At 61.3% G+C, this 22173-nt stretch carries 24 protein-coding genes; 18 read left to right on the top strand and 6 right to left on the bottom strand.

The window, feature by feature from the left end; genetic code table 11:
• Position 1 precedes the first annotated feature (1 nt).
• The 4 genes from BS629_RS30760 to BS629_RS30745 form a co-directional block, all read right to left on the bottom strand.
• Positions 2-1468, bottom strand: coding sequence for a TolC family protein (locus BS629_RS30760; RefSeq protein WP_018241973.1), 1467 nt, complete (start codon positions 1466-1468; stop codon positions 2-4).
• Complete coding sequence (locus tag BS629_RS30755; RefSeq protein WP_018241974.1) at positions 1465-1692, bottom strand: hypothetical protein; 228 nt, start codon at positions 1690-1692, stop codon at positions 1465-1467. The genes BS629_RS30760 and BS629_RS30755 overlap by 4 nt, the downstream gene beginning before the upstream one ends.
• A 93-nt stretch (positions 1693-1785) precedes the next feature.
• Positions 1786-2199, bottom strand: a complete 414-nt coding sequence (locus BS629_RS30750; RefSeq protein ID WP_245506135.1) for a hypothetical protein — start codon at positions 2197-2199, stop codon at positions 1786-1788.
• 153 nt (positions 2200-2352) lie between these two features.
• Positions 2353-2856, bottom strand: coding sequence for a cytochrome b (locus tag BS629_RS30745; RefSeq protein WP_018241976.1), 504 nt, complete (start codon positions 2854-2856; stop codon positions 2353-2355).
• Positions 2857-3073: 217 nt separating this feature from the next.
• On the opposite strand from BS629_RS30745, the gene BS629_RS30740 reads away from it, so the two are divergent.
• Positions 3074-3628, top strand: coding sequence for a cytochrome c (locus BS629_RS30740; RefSeq protein ID WP_020572877.1), 555 nt, complete (start codon positions 3074-3076; stop codon positions 3626-3628).
• Between the two features lie 153 nt (positions 3629-3781).
• On the opposite strand, the gene BS629_RS30735 is transcribed toward BS629_RS30740, so the two are convergent.
• A complete protein-coding gene (locus BS629_RS30735; protein ID WP_018241979.1) occupies positions 3782-3961 on the bottom strand; it encodes a hypothetical protein in 180 nt (59 codons plus the stop codon).
• 382 nt (positions 3962-4343) lie between these two features.
• Here BS629_RS30735 and BS629_RS30730 point away from each other — a divergent pair, with 382 nt between their 5' ends.
• The 7 genes from BS629_RS30730 (at position 4344) to BS629_RS30700 (ending at position 9675) form a co-directional block, all read left to right on the top strand.
• A complete protein-coding gene (locus BS629_RS30730; protein ID WP_018241980.1) occupies positions 4344-4553 on the top strand; it encodes a hypothetical protein in 210 nt (69 codons plus the stop codon).
• An 8-nt stretch (positions 4554-4561) separates the two neighbouring features.
• On the top strand, positions 4562-4936 hold the full coding sequence (locus BS629_RS30725; RefSeq protein WP_018241981.1) for a GFA family protein: 375 nt from the start codon (positions 4562-4564) through the stop codon (positions 4934-4936).
• A 261-nt stretch (positions 4937-5197) separates the two neighbouring features.
• Complete coding sequence (locus BS629_RS30720) at positions 5198-6490, top strand: efflux RND transporter periplasmic adaptor subunit (RefSeq protein ID WP_018241982.1); 1293 nt, start codon at positions 5198-5200, stop codon at positions 6488-6490.
• Between the two features lie 12 nt (positions 6491-6502).
• Complete coding sequence (locus BS629_RS30715) at positions 6503-7219, top strand: ABC transporter ATP-binding protein (protein WP_018241983.1); 717 nt, start codon at positions 6503-6505, stop codon at positions 7217-7219.
• Positions 7209-8411: an ABC transporter permease gene (locus tag BS629_RS30710; protein WP_018241984.1), complete on the top strand. Its 1203-nt coding sequence runs from the start codon at positions 7209-7211 to the stop codon at positions 8409-8411. Before BS629_RS30715 ends, BS629_RS30710 begins: the two co-directional genes overlap by 11 nt.
• A 74-nt stretch (positions 8412-8485) precedes the next feature.
• A complete protein-coding gene (locus BS629_RS30705; RefSeq protein ID WP_018241985.1) occupies positions 8486-8845 on the top strand; it encodes a VOC family protein in 360 nt (119 codons plus the stop codon).
• Between the two features lie 215 nt (positions 8846-9060).
• Positions 9061-9675, top strand: a complete 615-nt coding sequence (locus BS629_RS30700) for a GntR family transcriptional regulator (RefSeq protein ID WP_018241986.1) — start codon at positions 9061-9063, stop codon at positions 9673-9675.
• Between the two features lie 49 nt (positions 9676-9724).
• Here the strand turns inward: BS629_RS30700 and BS629_RS30695 are convergent, their stop codons facing one another.
• A complete protein-coding gene (locus BS629_RS30695) occupies positions 9725-10537 on the bottom strand; it encodes a ferredoxin--NADP reductase (protein WP_018241987.1) in 813 nt (270 codons plus the stop codon).
• Positions 10538-10883: 346 nt separating this feature from the next.
• Between BS629_RS30695 and pcsA the strand changes: the two genes are divergently transcribed.
• From pcsA to yjfF, 10 genes are all read left to right on the top strand, one after another.
• Positions 10884-11612: a phosphatidylcholine synthase gene (gene pcsA / locus BS629_RS30690; protein ID WP_018069600.1), complete on the top strand. Its 729-nt coding sequence runs from the start codon at positions 10884-10886 to the stop codon at positions 11610-11612.
• Between the two features lie 9 nt (positions 11613-11621).
• Positions 11622-12602 carry a quinone oxidoreductase family protein gene (locus BS629_RS30685; RefSeq protein WP_018241988.1) on the top strand — a complete coding sequence of 327 codons (981 nt, stop codon included), beginning with the start codon at positions 11622-11624 and terminating at the stop codon, positions 12600-12602.
• A 39-nt stretch (positions 12603-12641) separates the two neighbouring features.
• Positions 12642-14210, top strand: a complete 1569-nt coding sequence (locus BS629_RS30680) for an ABC transporter ATP-binding protein (protein WP_018241989.1) — start codon at positions 12642-12644, stop codon at positions 14208-14210.
• Entirely contained in the window at positions 14200-15285 is a 1086-nt protein-coding gene (locus tag BS629_RS30675; RefSeq protein ID WP_018241990.1) for an ABC transporter permease, read from the top strand. Before BS629_RS30680 ends, BS629_RS30675 begins: the two co-directional genes overlap by 11 nt.
• Complete coding sequence (locus tag BS629_RS30670) at positions 15282-16202, top strand: ABC transporter permease (RefSeq protein WP_018241991.1); 921 nt, start codon at positions 15282-15284, stop codon at positions 16200-16202. Before BS629_RS30675 ends, BS629_RS30670 begins: the two co-directional genes overlap by 4 nt.
• A gap of 49 nt (positions 16203-16251) precedes the next feature.
• Positions 16252-17328, top strand: coding sequence for a BMP family ABC transporter substrate-binding protein (locus BS629_RS30665; protein ID WP_018241992.1), 1077 nt, complete (start codon positions 16252-16254; stop codon positions 17326-17328).
• A gap of 146 nt (positions 17329-17474) precedes the next feature.
• A complete protein-coding gene (gene ytfQ, locus BS629_RS30660) occupies positions 17475-18437 on the top strand; it encodes a galactofuranose ABC transporter, galactofuranose-binding protein YtfQ (protein WP_003559333.1) in 963 nt (320 codons plus the stop codon).
• Between the two features lie 230 nt (positions 18438-18667).
• On the top strand, positions 18668-20191 hold the full coding sequence (gene ytfR, locus BS629_RS30655; RefSeq protein ID WP_077988718.1) for a galactofuranose ABC transporter, ATP-binding protein YtfR: 1524 nt from the start codon (positions 18668-18670) through the stop codon (positions 20189-20191).
• Complete coding sequence (locus tag BS629_RS30650) at positions 20188-21201, top strand: ABC transporter permease (RefSeq protein WP_018241994.1); 1014 nt, start codon at positions 20188-20190, stop codon at positions 21199-21201. The genes ytfR and BS629_RS30650 overlap by 4 nt, the downstream gene beginning before the upstream one ends.
• Positions 21198-22166, top strand: a complete 969-nt coding sequence (yjfF, locus tag BS629_RS30645) for a galactofuranose ABC transporter, permease protein YjfF (RefSeq protein ID WP_018241995.1) — start codon at positions 21198-21200, stop codon at positions 22164-22166. The genes BS629_RS30650 and yjfF overlap by 4 nt, the downstream gene beginning before the upstream one ends.
• Positions 22167-22173 lie beyond the last annotated feature (7 nt).

Below are 22173 nucleotides of genomic sequence, written 5' to 3'. Positions count from 1 at the left end.
CTCAATGACCGCCGCCAGCGCTGCTTTCGGAAGCAGCGGCGACCTCGGTCTCTGCCGCCGCCTTCGTCGCGCCGCCGCCGTAGATCGCAGGCGCCAGATCGGCTTCGGCCAGCCAGAAATCTCGCTTCGCGTTGACGGAAAGCAGGGTGGAGTTGATCTTGTCGCGGGTGTCCGTCAGCAGCTCGAAGGTGTTCGAGATCATGCCGTTGTAGGTCAGCAGGGATTCCTCCTCGACCTTGGTGCGCAGCGGCACGACGTTGTTGCGGTAGTGCCGCGCGATATCGTAGTGCGAGCGGTAAGCCTCGTAGGCGGAGCGTGCTTCCGAGCGGACGTTGACGGCTTTTTCGGCCAGCAGGTTCGCCGCCCGCATGTAGGTCAGCTCGGACTTGCGCATCCGGGCCTTGCCGGTGTCGAAGATCGGGATGGCGAACTCAAGCTCGACCTGCGCAGTGGTCCTCGTTTTCGTCTCGTCGTCCTCGATTTCGCGTTCCGTTTCGAAACCGGTCAGGATTTCGAGGTCGGTCACATAGCGTGTCGCCTCGGTGAGGCCGTAGGACTTGGCCGTGGCCTCAAGGTCGAGCTTAGCGATCTGCAGGTCGATACGGTTCCTGAGGGCTTCGGCCTCGATGGTATCGCGTCTGACGACGGATTTGGGGAGCGGGGGCAGGCTGTTCGGGACCTGGTAGTCCAGATCGGAGCCCCAGAGGCCCATCAGCCGCGTTAGATCCTCCTTGGCGAGACGGGCCGCCAGCCGGGCCTTTGCCGTTTCTCCGGCGAGCTCGGCGACGAAGACATGTTCACGGGCCTGGGCGCCCTTGGCCATCGCGCCTGTCTCGCCCAGCTTTTCGGCGAGTTCCGAGGCTGCGTCGGCAGTCGCCTGGGCGTGCTGGAGCTGCCCGACGTTTTCCCATGACGCGACCGCGCCGATCCAGGCGCGCCGGGTGTCAGCAGCGACCTGGAGTGTCTTCACTGCAGCGGTCAACTGCGCCTGCCGGAAGCGGGTGTCGGCGATCGCCACGTCCCGGTTCCTCGTGGCGAGCGCCAGGATGTTCGTCGTGATCATTCCTTCGATCGTTTTGAACGCCCCCAGCTCCGGCGTCCCCATGCCTGTCGTGCCGATGGAGACGGTCGGATTGATGAACATCGTCGACTGCCAGGCGTCGGCGGCGCTGTCGCCGAGATCGGCATAGGCGGCCTGGAGGCCCTTGTTGTTGAGCAGCGCGATCTGGACGGCCGTCTCGACGTCGAGAGGCTTCGTTCGAGCAAGCAGGCCTTTGACCTGCGCGGCCGCCGATCGGGCCTGGTTCTGGTTTTGGATCCAGACGGTCTCTTTCGCCGTGACAGTAGCGGTTTTGTTGGCAACGGAGGTGAAGCCCGCCTCCTTGCGGGAATAGTCGGTACCTGTAACGCAGCCGCTCAAGGCGAGCGGGAATGCCAGCGCCGCGATCAGTCTTGTGGTGCCGATCATGAGCCGTCTCCATTCATGGGAGACTGCAGATCGTTCTGTCTGCGCCAGGGTTTGGGATCGACCGGCTGGCGGGCGACGTAACCTGTGATCGGCGACCTGTATGCCGGCGGAAGCGCGGACGGCTGAATGACCGCGGTGGGAAATGCCACCACGTCGGGAGGAAGCGTGGATGCGCAGCCACCGGCAACAAGCGGCAGCCCCACCACGAAAAGCGAGGGTTTCATTTTGAAATATCCGAATAGGAGATAGCCTACGGCGCGCTCGCCCAGAAACAGGCAAGCGTCCGACTAGACCCGATCAAGCGGGTGCGTCTCTATTCAGATATTCGGGGGACGGTTGAGGGTCGGCAGTTCGCCAAGGGTCGTCCGGTCGTCGATGAACTGCCGGATCGAGGTTACGACAGGTCCGCCGACGTCCTGGCCTTCACAAATAATGCCGAGCCCGCCACAGAAATCCTTGCAGCACTCTTGCTTGACGGGCTTCGATACGCCATCGGCGTCACCGCTGGCCTCGCCTTGGGAGTGATCATGGACAGCCATCTTCGTCATGTCATGGCCATCGTGATGCTGCATGGCATCGGTTTCTGACACGGCCGCTGCCATTTCGGGGAACGAGGAGCCATGCATGGCGGCGCTGGCGTTCGACAGCGAGTACCCCGCCAGTGATATGATCATCACCAGCCGCATCATCACGAGCAGCCTGCTCATTGCGATTCGGTACATCTTGCCCATGCCCCTCGAACTACATGCAAAGCAGCTCGATTTCAATTGCAACTCACCTGTCGTCAATGTTCGAGTCCTTTATGTGGCACGAACATCATCCCGTTCACGATCCCTGTGTTCGCCGCCAAGACCGGCCGCTATGTTGTGCTGACGCTGGCCACCCTAGAAATTCTCGGCTGACCGCTTCCGGCGCGAGAACACCATGCGGTCGACCGTCTCGTCGCGGGCGACCAGCGTGTGCAAGGCCGCCGCGGCGAAGTGCAGCGCGACCATCGCCAAGATAATCTTCGACCCGATCACGTGATACGGCGCGATGGCGAACGAGAGATAGCTCGCGACGAACCCCATGCAGGCCTGTCCGATGATTGCGGCGTAGAAGCCGTAGTGAAGCGCCTTCGCGGCTCGCTCGGCCCATGAATTCGGCCCGTTGGTTTCGGGCGGTTGAAGGAGACGAAGAACTAGCCGCACGCCCATCAGCAGGCCGATCACCATTCCCGCATAGTTGTGAAGCTGGTGCTGGACGACGTCCCAATAGGACGGTGTGAGACCCATGTGGACGGCGTGGTGGGTTCTCTCGATGCTGCCGCCGGTCAGATACTGAACCGGCACCATGAAGGCGACGAGCCAGTGGAGTCCTATCTGGGCGAGCGAGTAGCCACTCTTCATCGATCAATCCTCTCCGAGCGAGAGGCGCAGACTAACCGGCAGCAGTTAATGCTTTCTCATCGCTCGGTTGCAAAATCGCCGATTGGAAGCTGGGAATGCGCCCGCCGCCTGACGGGCGCGCATCCGCCCTCTTGCTGCCCAGATAAAGACGGATATCCGGTCACGGCATCGGATATCCGTGCAGCATCATGGTCACCAAATCCAGACGGCTTCGTCGATGAGATTAACAGCTGACATCAGCAAACTCGGACTGTTTGCCTTCATGGCGGCGGTCCTGATGACGGCGGCCATGGTTTCCGCCGAGGAGGACATCGTCGCCATTCGGCAAGCGGACATGAAAGCTATGGCCGCAGCGGCAAAGACGATCTCCGGCATGTTCAAGGATTCGACGACCTACAAGGCCAGCGAGTTTCAATGGGCGGCCGACACCATCCGCGACAAGTCTGGAGGCGTTCTCTCTGCACATTTCGCGTCCGCGACCGATAGTCGGCAGTCGAAGGCCGGACCGAACATTCTTAATGAGCGCGACCGGTTCGACCGCATCGCCAACGACCTGCGCGACTACGCCGTCGCGCTGGATGCCGCCGCGCAGAAGAACCCTGGGCCGATGACCGCCAGCATGCGCATGAAGCCCGGAGAGGCCATGGGCGGCGGTCCTTTCGGCACTCACGTCCGCAACGAGCACGAGCTGTCGGCGATGCCGGCGGAACACGCGTTCCACCTCATGCTGCAGACCTGCGCGACCTGCCACACCCGGTTCAGGATGGAATGACGGCGGCCACTCGCGGGACGCGTCTACGCGCAACACGCCCGAATACTGATTGAGGACAGATCGGCTTCCCGGCAGCGGTCGATCCCTAGTCGTAGCGACTCGACAAAGAAAAGCCCGCGCCGAAGCGCGAGCCTAATTCATATCAGAGCAGCTTTAGTGGCTGTTCTTGTGGCTTTGTTGACCAGCCTTTACATGCTGTTCTTGGCTGCCGCCGCGGGTTCCGCTGGACTGCGCGTCGCGGCCGGCTGAGGCGTTGCGGGCATTCGAGTCGTTCTTGTGACTCTGCTGCCCAACCTTGACGTGCTGTTCATGGGATCCACCTTGGTTTGCCATTCGGTTCTCCTTGGTTGTTGAACGAGGCCACGTCGACCTCGATGGGAAAACCTCGCTCCGGCGCATGCGTTCCGCATTTTAATATTTCGTGATCTCCGCTCGAAAAGAACCGGATAAGGAAGCGAACCGGGCGGGTAGGGAGCTCGGCCTGCCATTGCGTTGGCCACCGGGAGAAAGCGGAAAAATCCCGATGTTCTCCAGCACCGCCGCGTCCGCTTGGCGCGGCCCGCAACCTCGATCAAAAAAATGCGCATGTCGACGAAAAGGTTCCAGGAAAACAACCGCATCCATCCATGCCGGAAGCCTCAATGCGGCTTGCGGGCTCTTTCCAAATCGACGGGTCGCTCTAGCTTAAAGGGTACCTGACGAAAAGGAGAAAACCATGACCGACGCACCGAATACGGCGACCCCGGCGCGGAGAGTGTTGCGTGGCCGCCCCTACAGCATCGGCGAATTTGCCAGGAAATATCGGCTCGACGACAAGGAGGCAAAGCGCCTCTACGAGAAGTTCGGCCCGTCCGCCACCGAACTCGACCTGTTGATGGCGGCAAAGCGGCGCCCACCGGGCCTGCCGACTAATCTCGACGCCTGACGCGCGCCATGGGGATCCGAACCGGAAGCTGCCTTTGCGGGGCGGTCGCCTACAGGGTGGAAGGCGAGCCGCTTCGCACCGGCCTCTGCCACTGCGCCGATTGCCGCAAATCGAGCGGCTCCGCCTTCGTCTTCTTTGCGGTCTGGCCGCGCCAGGCTTTTTCCCACAGCGGCGAGATCGCCACCTTCGCTGGTCGCAGCTTCTGCCCCGTCTGCGGCGGCAGGCTTTTCTGCCTCAGGGAAGATGAGGCGGAACTCCGTCTGGGGTCCCTAGACACTCCACCGACCGACCTTGCGCCTAGCTATGAGGTCTGGATCAAGCGGCGTGAACCGTGGTTGCATCCGTTGCCCGGCGCGGCCCAATTTGCCGAGGATGCGAACTGACCGGCGCTAAAGCGCGTCGCGATCGAGATCGCTTGCCACGCTTTAGATCTTTGATTTTCCGCATGTCGTGATCGCAAAACCGCTGCACAGTTTTGCGCGACATGCTCAGTCGCACCGAAACTTGACTTTCCTTACCAATATTTCATTTCACCCATCTGCAATTCCGTGCCAGTTCGGCGGCAGTGCTAATCGCCGGTTCATCTGCGTTGTGATTATTTTGCCGCAGAGGCCGCAAGCGGCCACTGACTGATTGAGGACGACATGAACAAAATCGTAAGCGGCAGCGAAACCGGAGCAAAGACAGGCGCAGCGTCCGATCTCGCCGCAGTCCTTGCGGCATCGGGACGGCAGGGCAAGCGCAGCCGCTGGCGCGGACGCCTGATCATCCTGCTGATCCTCATCGCTGCTGCCGCAGTCGCCGTTTATTTCTACATGGGTCGTGGGCAAAGCGAATTGAGCTATGACACCCAGCCAGCAAAACGCGGCGACCTGACGGTGCTGGTCACTGCCACCGGCTCCGTCCAGCCGACCGAGCAGGTGGATATATCGAGCGAGCTTTCCGGCACGGTTCGCGACGTCAACGTCGATTACAACAGCACGGTCAAATCAGGCGAAGTGCTCGCTCTCCTCGATACCAATAAGCTCGAGGCGGATGTGAAGAGTTCGCGCGCCAAGCTCAATTCGGCCAAGGCGAACGTCGTCAAGGCCAATGCCGATATGCAATCGGCAGGCACCTCGCTCGAGCGGTTGAAGAGCCTGGTCAGGAGCAACGTCTCCACCCAGCAGAGCCTCGACGACGCCAGCTACAAATATGATTCCGCCGTCGCCGCCAAACAGATCAATGAGGCCGAGGTCCTTGCCTCGGAGGCCGACCTGCAGCTTGCCGAAGTCAATCTCGCCAAGGCGAAGATCATCTCGCCGATCGACGGCGTCATCCTCACCCGCTCCGTCAATCCGGGCGCCACGGTCGCAGCCTCGCTTTCGGCGCCGATCCTTTTCACCATTGCCGGCGACCTGAAGAAGATGGAGTTGCAGGTCGATGTCGACGAGGCCGATGTCGGCCAGATCGCTGTCGGCCAGAAGGCGAAATTCACAGTCGACGCCTATCCCGACCGGAGCTTTCCCGCCGAGATCGAGCAGATCCGCTTCGCCTCCGAAGTGGTCAACAATGTCGTGACCTATAAGGCAGTTCTATCCGTGGACAATGCCGATCTGCTGCTGCGCCCCGGCATGACGGCGACGGCCGACGTCACCGTCGAGGCCGTCAAGGATACGCTGATGGTGCCGAACGCCGCGCTGCGTTACGCCCCGGCGCAGGCCGAAAGGCGCGGCCGCGGCATTTTCGGCATCTTCGGCCCGCCACGCCAGCGCAACAACAATGCCGGCCCGGCGCTGAAGGGCGCTGAGCGCCGTGTCTGGGTGCTGCGCAACGGTCGCCCGGCGCCTGTTGTCATCCAGGTCGGCTCATCCGACGGCCAGTTCACCCAGGTCGTCTCCGGCGACATCAAGGAAAACGACGCACTGGTGACCGACGCCACGACGCGTGCGAACTAGGCGGAGAGACGGATGGCAAGCCCGCCGCTCATCGATTTCAGACAGGTCTCGAAAATCTACGGCGAGGGCGAGGCGGCGATCCGCGCGCTCGACCACGTCGACCTTGCGATCAACGCCCATGAATTCGTCGCGATCATGGGGCCGTCTGGCTCCGGCAAGTCGACGGCGATGAATATTCTCGGCTGCCTCGACGTGCCGAGCGCCGGCGACTACATCTTCGAAGGCATTCCGACCAGCGGCTTCGACCGCAGCCAGCTGACGCTGCTGCGCCGCCACATGCTCGGCTTCGTCTTCCAGGGCTTCAACCTCCTGTCGCGCACCTCGGCCGTCGAAAATGTCGAGCTGCCGTTGATCTATCGCGGCATGGCGGTGCGCGAGCGGCGCGAGCGGGCCCGCGAAGCCCTGGCGCTGGTCGGTCTCACCGGGCGCGAACATCACAAGACACAGGAACTGTCAGGCGGCCAGCAGCAGCGAGTCGCTATCGCTCGCGCCATCGTTACCGAGCCGGCGCTGCTCCTCGCCGATGAGCCCACAGGCAATCTCGACACCAGGACCAGCGTCGAGATCATGGATCTGATGACGCGGCTGAACCGCGAGCAGGGCATCACCATCGTCATGGTCACCCATGAGCCCGATATCGCCGCCTATGCCCAGCGGCTGCTGCGTTTCGTCGACGGCAAGCTGGAGACTGAGGTCGAGCACCGGAGGAGGGCGGATCATGTTCTTTGAGACGCTGAAGCTGGCGCTGCGGGCCATCAGCCGCAACATGCTGCGCTCGTTCCTGACCGTGCTTGGTGTCGTCATCGGCGTTGCCGCCGTCATCGCGCTGGTGACGATCGGCAACGGCACGACTGCACAGGTCTCGACCGAGCTGTCGCGGCTCGGCACCAACATGCTGTTCGTCCGCCCCGGCCAGTTCGGCCCCGGCCGGGCGAGCTCCGAGGCCAAGCGCTTCAGCGTCAAGGACGTCGCGGCTATCCGCGACCAGATCGGCGGCCTCAGGGCCGTGGCGCCGCTCAACCAGTCCACAGCGACCGTCATTTTCGGCGGCCAGAATCATTCGACCAGCGTCTCCGGCACCACGAATGACTATTTCATCGCACAGGACTGGAATCTGGCGCTCGGCCGCAATTTCCTGCCCGCCGAGGAACGCGGCCAGGCGCGCTGCATCATCGGCGAGACGGTGCGCTCGCAGCTCTTCGGCAGCGCCGACCCCACAGGCCAGCAGATCCGCGTCGGCAAGGTCTCATGCCCTGTCATCGGCGTGCTTGCCAAGCGTGGTCAGTCCGGCATGGGCAACGACCAGGACGATGTCGTCATCATGCCGGTCAAGGTGTTTCAGCGGCGCATCAGCGGCAACAGCAACGTGCCGCAGATCATCATCTCGGCGCGCGACGGCGTCTCCACAGCCAAGGTGCAGTCCGATGTCGAAAATCTCCTGCGCGAGCGCCGCAAGATCGTGCCCGGCCGCCAGGACGATTTCAACGTCAACGACATGACCCAGATCGCCGAAGCGATGACCGGCACGACGACGCTGCTGACCGGCCTGCTCGGCGCCGTCGCTGCGATCAGCCTGCTCGTCGGCGGCATCGGCATCATGAACATAATGCTGGTCTCCGTCACCGAGCGCACCCGCGAGATCGGCATCCGCCTGGCGATCGGCGCGCTGGAAAGCCAGGTGCTCACCCAGTTCCTGGTCGAAGCGGTGGCACTGTCGCTGTTCGGCGGCATCACCGGCATCGTACTTGGCTTGAGCCTCGGCTTCGGCGCCGTGACGCTGCTGAAAGTCCCCTTCGTTTTCAGCCCGCTGATGGTCGCCGTCGCCTTCCTCTTCTCCGCGGCGATCGGCATGATCTTCGGCTATTTCCCGGCGAGAAGGGCAGCGCAGTTGAACCCCATCGAGGCGCTGCGACACGAATAATTGCGCCGTGGCAAAACGCGTGATGTCCCTCTATTCCTGTTAATCGAACGCAAGCGCTATCGGAGGCTGGCATCATGCCGCTCAACAGACTGGTAATCTACGCTGGGAATGTCGAGGAAACGGCGCGGTTCTACGAGAAGAACTTCGGTTTCAAGGCGACCAGCCTGCCTGGCGATAGGATCGTTGAACTCATCGCTCAGGACGGCGGTGCGAATATCATGCTGCACCAGGCCGCCAAGGGGCAGCGGAGCGGTCAATCCATCGTCAAGCTGGTCTTCGACGTAGAGGATGTCGAGGCCTTTTGCAGGCGATGCGCGGAGAATGGCCTGGAGTTCGGTGCCATCCATAAAGCCGATGGCTATCTGTTCGCCAATGCAAAAGACCCGTGTCAAAATTCGATCTCGGTTTCCAGCCGGGCGTTCTGCAAGGGGTGATCTGCCGGCCTGATGAAGCAGCCGACGCGAAATGCCTCTGTAGATCGGGGCGGGTGGCAACAGCCTTCACGGCGCAGACGTCAATGCCTCGCCGGTTTTCAGCAGCCTCGCCTTTGTTATCTATCTGTCTCTATTCTGATATTCAGTGCCGCCTTGTCTTCGGTTTTCGACCGTGCGACAATGTGATATATCAGATTTGGCGACGGAGCTCCGTATTGCAGACTTCACAAAGCCATCTTGCCTATCTCGCGCTGGAGCATCTGATCGTGACGCTGGCGTTGAAGCCCGGCGCACTTGTCACCGAAAAGCAGTTGATCGATATGGCCGGCCACGGGCGTACGCCGGTGCGCGAGGCGATCCAGAAGCTCGCCTGGCAGGGGTTGATCCTGGTCAAGCCGCGCGTCGGGCTGCAGGTGGCCGAAATCGCACCGGACGATCACGGCAACGTCATGCAAGTGCGCCGTGAGTTGGAGCCGATCGCGGCAAGCCTGGTCGCTGAACATGCCAGCGACGATCAGCGCGCGCGTCTCAACGACTGCGCCCGCGCGATGGAGGAATGTGCCGTCACCGGCGATCTCGCCGGCTTCTTCGCCGCCGACAAGGCTTTCGACGAAATCCTTGAGGATGCCTGCCCGAACGGCTTCATCACCGCGGCGCTCGGCCCGGTGCAGACGCATTCACGTCGCCTCTGGTACTCCAAGGCAAGCCCGGAGCGCACGGATCGCGCCATCGCGCTGCACGTCGCCGTCATCCGCGCCATCCATCAGGGCAGGCCGGATGAGGCGCGCGCCGCCATGGCGGTGCTGATCGATTACCTCAGCCAGACATAGAAACGGCTCCGTTTCCGGAGCCGCCACAGGTCTGATTGTCACAAATGCTTTAGCCGACGAAAGCGCGCTCGATGACGAATTCGGCGGGCTTGCTGTTGGCGCCTTCATCGAGGCCGGCCTTTTCGAGCAGTTCCTTGGTATCCTTCAGCATGGCCGAGGAACCGCAGATCATGCCGCGGTCGATTTCCGGATCGAGCGGCGGCACGCCGAGATCGGTGAACAGCTTGCCGGAGGAGATCAAGTCGGTGATGCGGCCGCGATATTCGAAATCCTCGCGCGTGACTGTGGGATAGTGGCGCAACTTGTCGCCGACGACTTCCTTCAGCAGCTCGTCATTCTGGATCTCGTGCACGAGGTCGAAGCCGTATTTCAGCTCGGCGACATCACGTGTCGTATGGGTGAGGATGACTTCCTCGAACTTCTCATAGGTCTCGGGATCGCGGATCAGGCTGGCGAAAGGCGCAATGCCCGTTCCCGTCGAGAACATGTAGAGACGACGGCCCGGCGTCAGCGCGTCGAGCACCAGCGTGCCCGTCGGCTTCTTGCGCATCAGCACCTGGTCGCCCGGCTTGATCGCCTGCAGATGTGAGGTGAGCGGACCGTCCGGCACCTTGATCGAGAAGAATTCAAGCTCCTCGGCCCAGGCGGGGCTGGCAATCGAATAGGCGCGGAAGACCGGTTTGCCCTCGACCATCAGGCCGATCATCGCGAATTCGCCGGAACGGAAACGGAAGCCCTGCGGCCGGGTCATCGTGAAGCGGAAGAGCCGGTCGGTATAGTGCGTGACATCGAGCACCGTCTCGGCATAGACGCCGGCGGGGATGGACAAGGCGAAGTCTTCGGTCTTTGCAGGCGCGTTCATTTCGGTAGCGGATCCCGTTTCGTCGGATGAACAGTCGGATGCGAGCGAGATATTACAAATCGGGCCGGAATTAAAGGCATTCCATTCCACGCGACGCTTCTAAAGGGAAATATGCATGTCATTGTCAGGATTCAATGGCTGGCGGGGAATGTCGTATTTCCCGCTGGCGAAGCCCGGCAAAGGATGCATATTAGAGCAGCACGCCGGAAACGGATGCCGGTTTTCGGCAAAAACGGTGCGACAACAAAGACCTACGGCGTCGAACCCGATTCAGCAACAGGGTTCGGCGATGGTGGCGAAAAAAAGATGCTTGCCGGGGCGAGCGCGATAGGGCGGTCGGGGGAATATGAAGATTTTCAACTACAAGCGTGTTCCTTATGCGGAGATGCGCGCCTTTTCCGTCCATATCCTGACGGCATCCGGCTCCTTCCTTGCCTTTCTCGGCGTCGTTGCCGCCGCCGAACACCGCTTCATCGACATGTTCTGGTGGCTGGGCCTCGCCCTTCTGGTCGACGGCATAGACGGGCCGATCGCCCGCAAGGTGCGCGTCAAGGAAGTGCTGCCGAACTGGTCGGGCGATACGCTCGACAATATCATCGATTACGTCACCTATGTGCTTCTGCCGGCCTTCGCGCTCTATCAGAGTGGCATGATCGGCGAGCCCTGGTCCTTCGTCGCCGCCGGCATGATCGTCGTCTCCAGCGCCATCTACTATGCCGATATGGGCATGAAGACGGACGAGTATTTCTTCTCCGGCTTCCCCGTCGTCTGGAACATGATCGTCTTCACGCTGTTCGTCATCGATGCCAGCGCCACGACGGCGCTCACCGTTGTCATCGTCTCGGTGGTGCTGACCTTCCTGCCGATCAATTTCCTCCACCCGGTCCGGGTCAAAAGGCTGCGCCCGCTCAACCTCGGCGTCTTTTTCCTGTGGTCGGCGCTGGGGATTTTTTCGTTGTTGATGCATTTCGACACGCCCGAATGGGCGCTCATTCTCTTTATCGTGACCGGAATCTATCTTTACGTCATCGGCGCGGTGCTGCAATTCTTCCCCGCTCTTGGACGCGAAGCTTAGGGTAGGCAGATGACCAAAACGCAGGCGGTTTCATTTTCGAGGACGGGCGGGCCGGAGGTTTTCGACTATGTCGAGATCGATCTTCCGCCACCCTCGGCGGGCGAAGTGCAGATCAGGCAGGCGGCGGTCGGGCTCAATTTCATCGACGTCTATTTCCGCAACGGCACCTACAAGACCCCGCATTTGCCCTTCGTCACCGGCAAGGAGGGCGCCGGCACCGTGACATCGGTTGGCCCCGGCGTCGAGGATTTCAAGGTCGGCGACCGCGTCGCCTATGCCGGCGCCGACGGCGCCTATAGCGCCGAACGCAATATCGAGACGCGGCATCTGGTGCTTGTGCCTGACGGCATAGAACTCGAAACGGCAGCGGCGATGATGCTGAAGGGCATGACCGCCGAATATCTCTTGAACCGCACCTTCAAGGTCGGCCCGCAGACGGTCCTACTGTTCCACGCCGCTGCCGGCGGCGTCGGCCTAATCGCCGGCCAATGGGCAAAGGCGCTCGGCGCCACCGTCATCGGCACGGCGGGCTCCGAAGACAAGATCGAGCTGGCGCTCGCCCATGGCTACGACCATGTGATCAACTACAAGAGCGAAGATTTCGTCGGCCGTGTCCGCGAAATCACCGGCGGCAAGGGCGCCGATGTCGTCTACGATTCGATCGGCCGCGATACTTTTCCACAGTCGCTCGATTGCCTGAAGCCGCGCGGCCTTTTTGCCTCCTTCGGTCAATCCTCCGGGCCGATCGAGAATTTCACCCTTGCGGCACTGGCGCAGAAGGGCTCGCTCTTTGCGACGCGGCCGACGCTCTTCACCTACATCGCCGCGCGCCAGGAACTGATCGACAGTGCGAAAGCGCTATTTGATATTGTGCAAAGCAACAAAGTGCGTATCAATATCAATCAAACCTATCCGTTACGTGAGGTTGGGCAGGCTCACGCGGATCTGGAAACAAGAAAAACAACAGGAACGACGCTGCTGATTCCATGAGATCCGAACGGACCGGTTGGCAGAAGAAATGAGGGGAACGTGTCGCCATTGAATGTGCCGGATTCCGGTGCGTTATTATCGGTTCAGAAGCTGACGAAGTTCTTCGGAAGCTTTGCAGCCTGCAATGAAATCGATCTCGATATAGCGCCGGGCGAAATTCATGCGCTTCTCGGCGAAAACGGTGCAGGCAAATCCACCCTGGTGAAGATGCTATTCGGTGTTCTCGAGCCGACGGGCGGGCATATCCTCTGGCAGGGCCAGCCGGTTGCGATCGCCTCGCCGGGGGAGGCCCGCAAGCTCGGCATCGGCATGGTCTTCCAGCATTTCTCGCTGTTCGAGGCGCTGACGGTGGCCGAAAACATCGCCCTGTCGCTCGACGACGCTATCCCAATCGACAAAATCGCCGAGGAGGCGAGGGCGCTGTCGGTCGCCTACGGCCTGCCGCTCGATCCGCATGCCCATGTCGCCGATCTCTCGGTCGGCGAACGCCAGCGCATCGAGATCGTCCGCGCACTGCTGCAGAACCCGAAACTCATCATCCTCGACGAGCCGACCTCGGTGCTGACGCCGCAGGAGGCCGACAAGCTGTTCGAGACGCTGTTCAAGCTGCGCGCCGAGGGGCGTTCGGTTCTTTATATCAGCCACCGTCTGGAGGAAGTGCAGCGCATCTGCGATCGCGCCACCGTTCTGCGCCATGGCCGTGTGACCGGCGCCTGCGATCCCAAGCATGAAACGCCGGCCTCGCTCGCCCGCATGATGGTCGGCAGCGAGGTGGCGACCGTGACGCATCCGGAGCGTAGCGACAAGGGCGAGGTGCAGCTTGCCGTTGCCAACCTTTCCGTCGCAGCCCGCACCCCCTTTGCCATGCCGCTGCGCGATGTGTCGATGGCGGTGCGCTCGGGCGAGATCCTCGCCATCGCCGGTGTCGCGGGCAATGGGCAGAGTGAACTCTTCGACGCTCTGTCTGGCGAATATCCGGTTGCTTCGGCCGAGGCGATCGTCATCCGCAAAAAGCACGTGGGCAATCAGGGCATTACCGCTCGCCGTCTTCTCGGCGCCGGCTTCGTGCCGGAGGAGCGCCACGGCCATGCCGCCGTCTCCGCCATGAAATTGTCGGACAATCTCGTCCTTGCCCGCAGCCAGTCGGACCGCAAGGCGTTCCTGGGCCTGCTCGGCATCATCCGCCACGCGGCAGTGAAATCTGCCGCAAGGCGCATTTCCGAGGCGATGGATGTCCGCAAGAGCGGCGATGATCCGGCCGCCGGCTCCTTATCGGGCGGCAACCTGCAGAAGTTCATCGTCGGCCGCGAGCTTGACCGCCAGCCGGCAGTACTCGTGGTCAACCAGCCGACCTGGGGCGTTGATGCCGGGGCTGCAAGCCGCATCCGCCAGGCGCTCGTGGATCTCGCAAGAAGCGGTTCGGCCGTCGTCGTCATCAGCCAGGATCTCGATGAGATCTTCGAAGTGGCGACCGATATTGCCGTCATCTGCGAAGGCCGTCTTTCCCGCCCGTTTCCGGCAGGCGAACTGACGCGGGAAAGGATCGGACTGCTGATGGGCGGACTGCACGAGAGCAGCTCCGCCCCGGAGGCGCCCCATGCGCATTGAACTTGAAAAACGGGCCGACGTCTCGAAGCTCTTTGCCTTCGCCTCGCCGCTGCTTGCCCTTGTCCTGACGCTGGTGTTCGGCGCCATCATGTTCGCCATGCTCGGCAAGGACCCGGTCGAGGCACTCGACGCCTTCTTCATCGAGCCGCTGCTCGAGATCTGGTCGCTGCACGAGCTGGCGATCAAAGCCGCGCCCCTGATCCTGATCGCCGTCGGCCTGGCCGTCTGTTATCGCTCGAACAACTGGAATATCGGCGCCGAAGGCCAATTCACCATCGGCGCCATCACCGGCTCCTATCTGCCGATCGTCTTTTACGACTGGCATTCGCCGCTCGTGCTGCCGCTGATGCTGATCCTTGGTGCGCTCGGCGGTGCGCTTTTCGCCGCCATTCCGGCGCTGCTGAAGGCGCATTTCAATACCAACGAGATCCTGACGTCACTGATGCTGGTCTATATCGCCCAGCTCTTCCTTGACTGGCTGATCCGCGGCGCTTGGCGCGATCCGAAGGGCTTCAACTTTCCAGTCTCGCGCGATTTCGCACCGGAAGCGGTGCTGCCGGCGATCTGGGAAGAGTCGGGCCGGGCCCATTGGGCCTTCATCTTCGCCATTGTCGCCGCAATCGGCGTTTGGTTCATGCTGCGCTATACGCTGAAAGGCTTCGAAATCGTCGTGCTCGGCCAATCGGAGCGGGCAGGGCGCTTTGCCGGTTTCTCCTCCAAGAAGATGATCTGGTTCAGCTTTCTCTTTTCGGGCGCTCTTGCCGGGCTTGCCGGGATAGCCGAGGTCTCGGGCTCGATCGGCCATTTGCAGCCGGCGATCTCGCCGGGCTACGGCTTCACCGCCATCATCGTTGCCTTCCTCGGCCGCCTCAATCCGCTCGGCATCATCGCATCAGGCCTGGTGCTGGCGTTGACCTATCTCGGCGGCGAGGCAGCACAGCTTTCGCTCGGCGTTTCCGACAAGGTCACCCGCGTCTTCCAGGGGCTGCTGCTCTTCTTCGTGCTCTCCTGTGATACGCTGATCTATTACAAAATCCGCATTGTCTGGTCGCGGCTAAGGGGCAGGGCGGCATGAGCATCTTCGAAGCCATTCTGCTGACAGTCATCACCGCCTCCACACCGCTCGTCATCGCAGCACTCGGTGAACTGGTGACCGAGCGCTCCGGCGTTCTCAATCTCGGTGTCGAAGGCATGATGATCATGGGTGCGGTCGGCGCCTTTGCTGCGGCACAGCTCACCGGTTCGGCCTATATCGGCATTGTCGGGGGCATCGTCAGCGGTGCGCTGTTTTCCTGGCTCTTCGCCTTCCTGACGTTGACGCTCGTCGCCAATCAGGTGGCAACAGGCCTTGCGCTGACGATCCTCGGTCTCGGCGCTTCCGGCATGCTCGGCGAAGCCTTCGTCGGCGCCCCCGGCATCCGGCTGCTGCCGATCGAAATCCCGGTACTTTCAGCCATTCCCTATATCGGGACGGTCCTCTTCAAGCAGGATCTGATCTTCTACCTGTCGATCCTGCTCGTCATCGCCGTCAACTGGTTCCTGTTCAGGAGCCGCACCGGCCTGAAGATCCGCGCCATCGGCGATAATCACGCCTCCGCACATGCGCTCGGCATCAATGTCATCCGCATGCGCTACCTCGCCGTGATGTTCGGCGGCGCCTGCTCGGGCCTTGCCGGCGCGCAGCTATCGCTGATCTATACGCCGCAATGGACCGAGAACATGTCGGGCGGGCGCGGCTGGATCGCACTCGCGCTTGTGGTCTTCGCCTCCTGGCGGCCGTGGCGTCTGCTGGCTGGTGGTTATCTCTTCGGCGCGGTGACGATCCTTCAGTTGCATGCGCAAGCCTTCGGTATCGGCATTCCCTCGCAGTTCCTATCGATGCTGCCCTACGCGGCGACGGTTGTGGTCCTCATCATCATCTCGCATAATCGACGCACGACGTTGATCAATACGCCGGCATCGCTCGGCAAGGCCTTTGTGCCCGACCGGTGAGCAACAACAAAAAGACGGGTTTCGAAACTTCCAACCAACAGGGATCAAAATGAAAAAACTAGCACTTGCTCTCGCAGCAACCGCTGCCCTCGTCCTGAGCATCGGCTCGGCCGCCGAGGCCGCCGACAAGACCAAGGTCTGCTTCGTCTATGTCGGCACCCGCACCGACGGCGGCTGGACGCAGGCCCATGAGAACGGCCGCCTCCAGGTCGAGAAGGAATTCGGTGACAAGATCGAGACGCCCTACCTCGAAAGCGTCCCGGAAGGCCCGGATGCTGAACGCGCCATTGAGCGCATGGCCCGCTCCGGCTGCTCGCTGATCTTCACCACGTCTTTCGGCTACATGGACGCCACCGTTGCCGTCGCCAAGAAGTTCCCGAAGGTGAAGTTCGAGCATGCGACCGGCTTCAAGGCCGCCGACAACGTCGCGACTTACAATTCGCGCTTCTATGAAGGTCGCTATATCAGCGGCATCATCGCCGGCAAGCTCTCGAAAACCGGTACGGCAGGCTATATCGCCACCTTCCCGATCCCTGAGGTGGTGATGGGCATCAATGCCTTCGAAGCCGGTGCCAAGTCGGTCAACCCGAACTTCAAGATGAAGGTCATCTGGGTCAATACCTGGTTCGATCCGGGCAAGGAAGCTGACGCCGCCAAGGCGCTGATCGACCAGGGCGTCGATATCCTCGCCCAGCACACCGACACCACGGCTCCGATGCAGGTCGCCGAACAACGCGGCGTCAAGGCATTCGGCCAAGCTTCGGACATGATCAAGGCCGGCCCGAACGTCCAGTTGACTGCGATCATCGACACCTGGGGCAATTACTACTCCAAGCGCGTCAAGGCGCTTCTCGACGGCACCTGGAAGTCCGAGCAGAGCTGGGACGGCCTGAAGGACGGCATCTTGACGATGGCGCCTTATACCAACATGCCCGACGATGTGAAGAAACTCGCCTCGGAAACCGAAGCCAAGATCAAATCAGGCGAGCTGCATCCCTTTACCGGCCCGATCAACAAGCAGGACGGCACGCCCTGGCTGAAGGCCGGCGAGAAGGCCGATGACGGCACTTTGCTCGGCATGAACTTCTACATCGAAGGCGTCGACGACAAGCTGCCGGGCAAATAATCCCGCAAGCTGTCTCGCAGATGCGAAGAGCGCCCCTGTGGGCGCTCTTTTTTTTGCTGCAATGCATCCCAAGATTCCGATTTACAAAAGTAATACTATATGATTTTTTGACCCTGTGCCGCGAGATGCGGCATTGGGAGGAAATCATGAAATTGAAGACTGCACTTTTGAGTGCCACGATTCTGGCTGCCTGCATGTTCGGTTCTGCTTCGGCCGCCGGCCTCACTGTCGGCTTCTCGCAGATCGGCTCGGAATCGGGCTGGCGTGCGGCTGAAACGACTGTGACCAAGGAGCAGGCCAAGAAGCGCGGCATCGATCTGAAGTTTGCCGATGCGCAGCAGAAGCAGGAAAACCAGATCAAGGCTTTGCGCTCCTTCATTGCTCAGGGCGTCGATGCCATTCTCATTGCTCCGGTCGTCGAAACCGGCTGGGACGACGTTCTCAAGGAAGCCAAGGAAGCCAAGATTCCGGTCATCCTTCTCGACCGTACCATCAAGGCTCCCGACGATCTCTACCTGACGGCGGTGACGTCAGACCTGGTCCATGAAGGCAAAGTCGCAGGCGACTTCTTGGTCAAGACCGTCGGCGACAAGAAGTGCAATGTCGTCGAACTTCAGGGCACCACCGGCTCGTCGCCGGCCATCGCCCGCAAGAAGGGCTTCGAAGAGGCGCTTGCCGGCCACGACAACCTCAAGATCGTTCGCAGCCAGACCGGTGACTTCACCCGCACCAAGGGCAAGGAAGTCATGGAAAGCTTCCTGAAGGCCGAGAATGGCGGCAAGGATATCTGCGCTCTCTACGCCCATAACGACGACATGGCCGTCGGCGCCATCCAGGCGATCAAGGAAGCCGGCCTGAAGCCCGGCAAGGATATCCTCGTCGTCTCCATCGACGCCGTGCCCGATATCTTCAAGGCGATGTCCGAAGGCGAGGCCAATGCCACGGTCGAGCTGACACCGAATATGGCAGGTCCGGCCTTCGATGCGCTCGAAGCCTATCTGAAGGACAAGAAGGCTCCGGCCAAGTGGATCCAGACTGAGTCGAAGCTCTACACGCCTGCCGACGAACCGATGAAGGTCTACGAAGAGAAGAAGGGTCAGGGCTACTGATCTGATGTGACACCGCTGCATAATTCCTTAAATCGGAACTCGATTTCGGGATAAAATCATGCAGCAATTCAAAGCGCTACAGCGTCCTTATGCGTCTCGAAAGACACAGGCGGCGCTGTAGAACCGCACCGGCCCGTCATGGACCGGTGCGGAACTGCCTTTGCCGCCTTGGGACGTCATGTCCGGCCGCGGCGCGGCTTTTGCCGTCAATATCAGGAAAACAGACCCTTATGATTCACGATTTCGAGAACGTTCTCGCGGCCTCCGGAATATCGAAATTCTTTCCCGGCGCAGTGGCGCTGGATAAGGTCGATTTCACGCTCCGCAGAGGCGAGGTGCACGCATTGCTGGGCGAAAACGGTGCCGGCAAGTCGACGCTGATCAAGTGCATCACCGGCGCCTATCATCGCGACGAGGGCAGCCTGACGCTGGACGGCCAGGAAATCAATCCGGCCAATACGCTCGCCGCCCAGAAGCTCGGTATCGGCACGGTCTATCAGGAGGTCAATCTCCTTTCCAATCTGAGCGTCGCTGAAAACCTCTTTCTCGGACGCCAGCCAAGGCGGTTCGGCATGACCGACGTGCGTTCGATGAACCGCAAGGCACGCGATCTGCTCGCCGGCTATGGCGTCGAAATCGACGTCACCGCCGAACTTGGCCGTTTCTCCGTCGCCGTCCAGCAGGTGGTTGCCATCGCCCGTGCCGTTGATCTTTCAGGCAAGGTGCTGATCCTCGATGAGCCCACTGCAAGTCTCGACAATCAGGAGGTGGCGCTGCTCTTCCGCATCATCGAAGACCTCAAGAAGCGCGGCCTGGGCATCGTCTTCATCACCCATTTTCTCGAGCAGGTCTATGCGATCAGCGACCGCATTACCGTGCTGCGCAACGGCAAGCTCGTCGGCACCCGCGAGGTCGCCGATCTGCCGCGCCAGGGCCTGATCGCCATGATGCTCGGTCGCGAACTGGCGCATGTCGAGGAGACGGTCAAGCAACACAGCCTCGCGGCAGGCGAGGTCCGATATCGTTTCGCAGGCTACGGCAAACGCGGCAAGGTCAAACCATTCGACCTTGAGGTGCGCGCCGGAGAGGTGGTCGGTGTTGCCGGCTTGCTCGGCTCCGGCCGCACCGAAACCGCCGAACTGCTTTTCGGCATCGAGCATGCCGACAGCGGCAGCGCCACGATCGACGGCCAGCCGGTCACGCTTTCGAGTCCGCGCGCCGCGATCGCAAAGGGTTTCGGCTTCTGCCCCGAGGACCGCAAAACCGATGGCATCATCGGCGACCTGTCGATCAGGGAGAACATCGCACTTGCGCTGCAGGCTCGCCGCGGCTGGACGCGGCCGCTCTCGCGCGCCGAACAGAATACGCTTGCCGACCGCTACATCAAGGCGCTCGATATCCGCACCACCGATCGCGAGAAGCCTATCCGGCTGCTCTCCGGCGGCAATCAGCAGAAGGCGATCCTCGCCCGCTGGCTGGCGACCAATCCCAAGTTTCTGATCCTCGACGAGCCGACCCGCGGCATCGATGTCGGCGCCCATGCCGAGATCATCCGGCTCATCGAAGAGCTCTGTGCCGGCGGCATGTCGCTGATCGTGATTTCCTCGGAACTTGAAGAGCTTGTCGCCTATAGTTCACGTGTCATCGTACTTCGCGACAGACAGCATATCGCTGAACTGACAGGCGAGCGTATCACCGCTGCCGGCATCGTCGAAGCCATTGCCGCCGCCGAACACAAGATGGAGGATGCATGAGGTCCTCCGTGAAAGCGCTGGCATATCGCCTGGCGCCGCAATTGATTGCGCTCGTTGTCATTCTTTTGTTGAATTTCATCACGTCACCGCAGTTTTTTAATGTCGTTGTTCAGAATGGCCGGCTCTATGGCAGCCTGATCGATGTGCTGAACCGCGGCGCGCCGGTGGCGCTGCTGGCGATCGGCATGACGCTGGTCATTGCCACCAAGGGCATCGACCTGTCCGTCGGTGCGGTCATCGCGATCTGCGGCGCCGTCGCCGCATCGTCGATTGTTTCAGGAAATTCAGTTGCCTACACCATTATCCTGACACTTGCGATTGGGCTTGCCTGCGGCGTCTGGAACGGGTTCCTGGTGGCAGTCCTCAATATCCAGCCGATCATCGCCACGCTGGTGCTAATGGTGGCCGGCCGCGGCATCGCCCAGCTGATCACCGAAGGCGCCATCCTGACCTTCAACGATGACGGGCTGACCTTCTTCGGCAGCGGTTCGCTGCTGCTTCTACCGATGCCTGTCGTCATCTGGCTTCTCGTCGGCCTGCTCGTCATCCTGCTTGTCCGCCGCACGGCGCTCGGCATGCTGATCGAGGCCGTTGGCATCAATCGCCGCGCCAGCACGCTCTCCGGCATTCAAACGCCGGTGCTGCTGATGGCGGTCTATATGCTGAGCGGGATCTGTGCCTCGATTGCGGGCATCATCGTCGCAGCCGACATCAAGGGCGCGGATGCCAACAATGCCGGCCTATGGCTGGAACTCGACGCGATCCTGGCCGTCGTCGTCGGCGGCAATTCGCTGCTCGGCGGTCGCTTCAGCATTCTCGGATCGCTGATCGGCGCGATGATCATCCAGGCGGTGAATACCGGCATCCTGTCCGCCGGCTTCCCGCCTGAATTCAACCTGATCATCAAGGCCGTCATCATTATCGTCATCCTCGTCATCCAGTCGCCTGCGGTGCAATCGCTCGCCATCTTCGCCAGCCGCCGGCAGGGCGGAAGGGAGCAGCCGAAATGAACTCCAAATACCTGCCGCTGCTTGCGACCATCGTCATCTTCGTGCTCGCCTATGCTGGATGCGCGCTGCAATATCCGAACATTCTGTCGACGCGCGTCATCGGCAATCTTTTGACCGACAACGCCTTTCTCGGCATCGCCGCCGTCGGCATGACCTTCGTCATCATTTCGGGCGGCATCGATCTGTCGATCGGCTCGGTCATTGCCTTTACCGGCGTGTTGCTCGCGGTGATCCTGCAGAAAACCGCGATCCATCCGCTGCTCGCCTTTGCGATCGTGCTCGTCATCACGACTGCCTTTGGCGGTATCATGGGCGCGATCATCCACTATCTGGAAATGCCGGCCTTCATCGTCACGCTTGCCGGCATGTTCCTGGCACGCGGCATGGCCTTCGTGCTCTCGATCGACAGCATTCCGATCGATCACGAATATTATTCGACGCTGACGAGCCTCTATTACCGTCTCCCCGGCGGCGGGCGGCTGACGCTGATCGGCGGCATCATGCTTCTGGTCTTTGCGGTCGGCATCTTCATCGCCCAGCGCACCCGCTTCGGCACCAACGTCTATGCACTCGGCGGCGGCACGCAGACGGCGCGGCTGATGGGCGTGCCGGTCGGACGCACGACAATCCAGATCTATGCGCTGTCGGGCTTTCTTGCAGGCCTATCCGGGATCGTTTTTTCGCTGTACACCTCTGCCGGATATTCTCTTGCAGCAGTCGGCGTCGAACTCGATGCCATCGCGGCGGTGGTCATTGGAGGGACGCTGCTGACCGGAGGAGCGGGATTCGTGGCGGGAACCTTGATCGGTATCCTGATCCAGGGGCTCATTCAGACCTACATCACCTTCGACGGTACGCTGTCGAGCTGGTGGACCAAGATCCTGATTGGCCTTCTGCTATTTGCATTCATCCTGATGCAGAAAGCCATCCTGTTCGTTTCCAGTCTGAACAAGAGGTACGCCTGAGGGGGAG

The sequence above is a fragment of the Rhizobium leguminosarum bv. viciae USDA 2370 genome (genome assembly GCF_002008365.1).
Taxonomy (GTDB): domain Bacteria; phylum Pseudomonadota; class Alphaproteobacteria; order Rhizobiales; family Rhizobiaceae; genus Rhizobium; species Rhizobium leguminosarum.
The sequence above is the reverse complement of the archived record's forward strand: the minus strand, read 5'-3'. Positions and strand labels throughout refer to the sequence as shown.

Excerpts from the sequence above, each read along its gene's own strand:
- BS629_RS30760 (WP_018241973.1), bottom strand. The coding sequence starts at position 1,468 with ATGATCGGCACCACAAGACTGATCGCGGCGCTGGCATTCCCGCTCGCC.
- BS629_RS30755 (WP_018241974.1), bottom strand. The coding sequence starts at position 1,692 with ATGAAACCCTCGCTTTTCGTGGTGGGGCTGCCGCTTGTTGCCGGTGGC.
- BS629_RS30750 (WP_245506135.1), bottom strand. The coding sequence starts at position 2,199 with ATGGGCAAGATGTACCGAATCGCAATGAGCAGGCTGCTCGTGATGATG.
- BS629_RS30745 (WP_018241976.1), bottom strand. The coding sequence starts at position 2,856 with ATGAAGAGTGGCTACTCGCTCGCCCAGATAGGACTCCACTGGCTCGTC.
- BS629_RS30740 (WP_020572877.1), top strand. The coding sequence starts at position 3,074 with ATGAGATTAACAGCTGACATCAGCAAACTCGGACTGTTTGCCTTCATG.
- BS629_RS30735 (WP_018241979.1), bottom strand. The coding sequence starts at position 3,961 with ATGGCAAACCAAGGTGGATCCCATGAACAGCACGTCAAGGTTGGGCAG.
- BS629_RS30730 (WP_018241980.1), top strand. The coding sequence starts at position 4,344 with ATGACCGACGCACCGAATACGGCGACCCCGGCGCGGAGAGTGTTGCGT.
- BS629_RS30725 (WP_018241981.1), top strand. The coding sequence starts at position 4,562 with ATGGGGATCCGAACCGGAAGCTGCCTTTGCGGGGCGGTCGCCTACAGG.
- BS629_RS30720 (WP_018241982.1), top strand. The coding sequence starts at position 5,198 with ATGAACAAAATCGTAAGCGGCAGCGAAACCGGAGCAAAGACAGGCGCA.
- BS629_RS30715 (WP_018241983.1), top strand. The coding sequence starts at position 6,503 with ATGGCAAGCCCGCCGCTCATCGATTTCAGACAGGTCTCGAAAATCTAC.
- BS629_RS30710 (WP_018241984.1), top strand. The coding sequence starts at position 7,209 with ATGTTCTTTGAGACGCTGAAGCTGGCGCTGCGGGCCATCAGCCGCAAC.
- BS629_RS30705 (WP_018241985.1), top strand. The coding sequence starts at position 8,486 with ATGCCGCTCAACAGACTGGTAATCTACGCTGGGAATGTCGAGGAAACG.
- BS629_RS30695 (WP_018241987.1), bottom strand. The coding sequence starts at position 10,537 with ATGAACGCGCCTGCAAAGACCGAAGACTTCGCCTTGTCCATCCCCGCC.
- pcsA (WP_018069600.1), top strand. The coding sequence starts at position 10,884 with ATGAAGATTTTCAACTACAAGCGTGTTCCTTATGCGGAGATGCGCGCC.
- BS629_RS30685 (WP_018241988.1), top strand. The coding sequence starts at position 11,622 with ATGACCAAAACGCAGGCGGTTTCATTTTCGAGGACGGGCGGGCCGGAG.
- BS629_RS30675 (WP_018241990.1), top strand. The coding sequence starts at position 14,200 with ATGCGCATTGAACTTGAAAAACGGGCCGACGTCTCGAAGCTCTTTGCC.
- BS629_RS30670 (WP_018241991.1), top strand. The coding sequence starts at position 15,282 with ATGAGCATCTTCGAAGCCATTCTGCTGACAGTCATCACCGCCTCCACA.
- BS629_RS30665 (WP_018241992.1), top strand. The coding sequence starts at position 16,252 with ATGAAAAAACTAGCACTTGCTCTCGCAGCAACCGCTGCCCTCGTCCTG.
- ytfQ (WP_003559333.1), top strand. The coding sequence starts at position 17,475 with ATGAAATTGAAGACTGCACTTTTGAGTGCCACGATTCTGGCTGCCTGC.
- ytfR (WP_077988718.1), top strand. The coding sequence starts at position 18,668 with ATGATTCACGATTTCGAGAACGTTCTCGCGGCCTCCGGAATATCGAAA.
- BS629_RS30650 (WP_018241994.1), top strand. The coding sequence starts at position 20,188 with ATGAGGTCCTCCGTGAAAGCGCTGGCATATCGCCTGGCGCCGCAATTG.
- yjfF (WP_018241995.1), top strand. The coding sequence starts at position 21,198 with ATGAACTCCAAATACCTGCCGCTGCTTGCGACCATCGTCATCTTCGTG.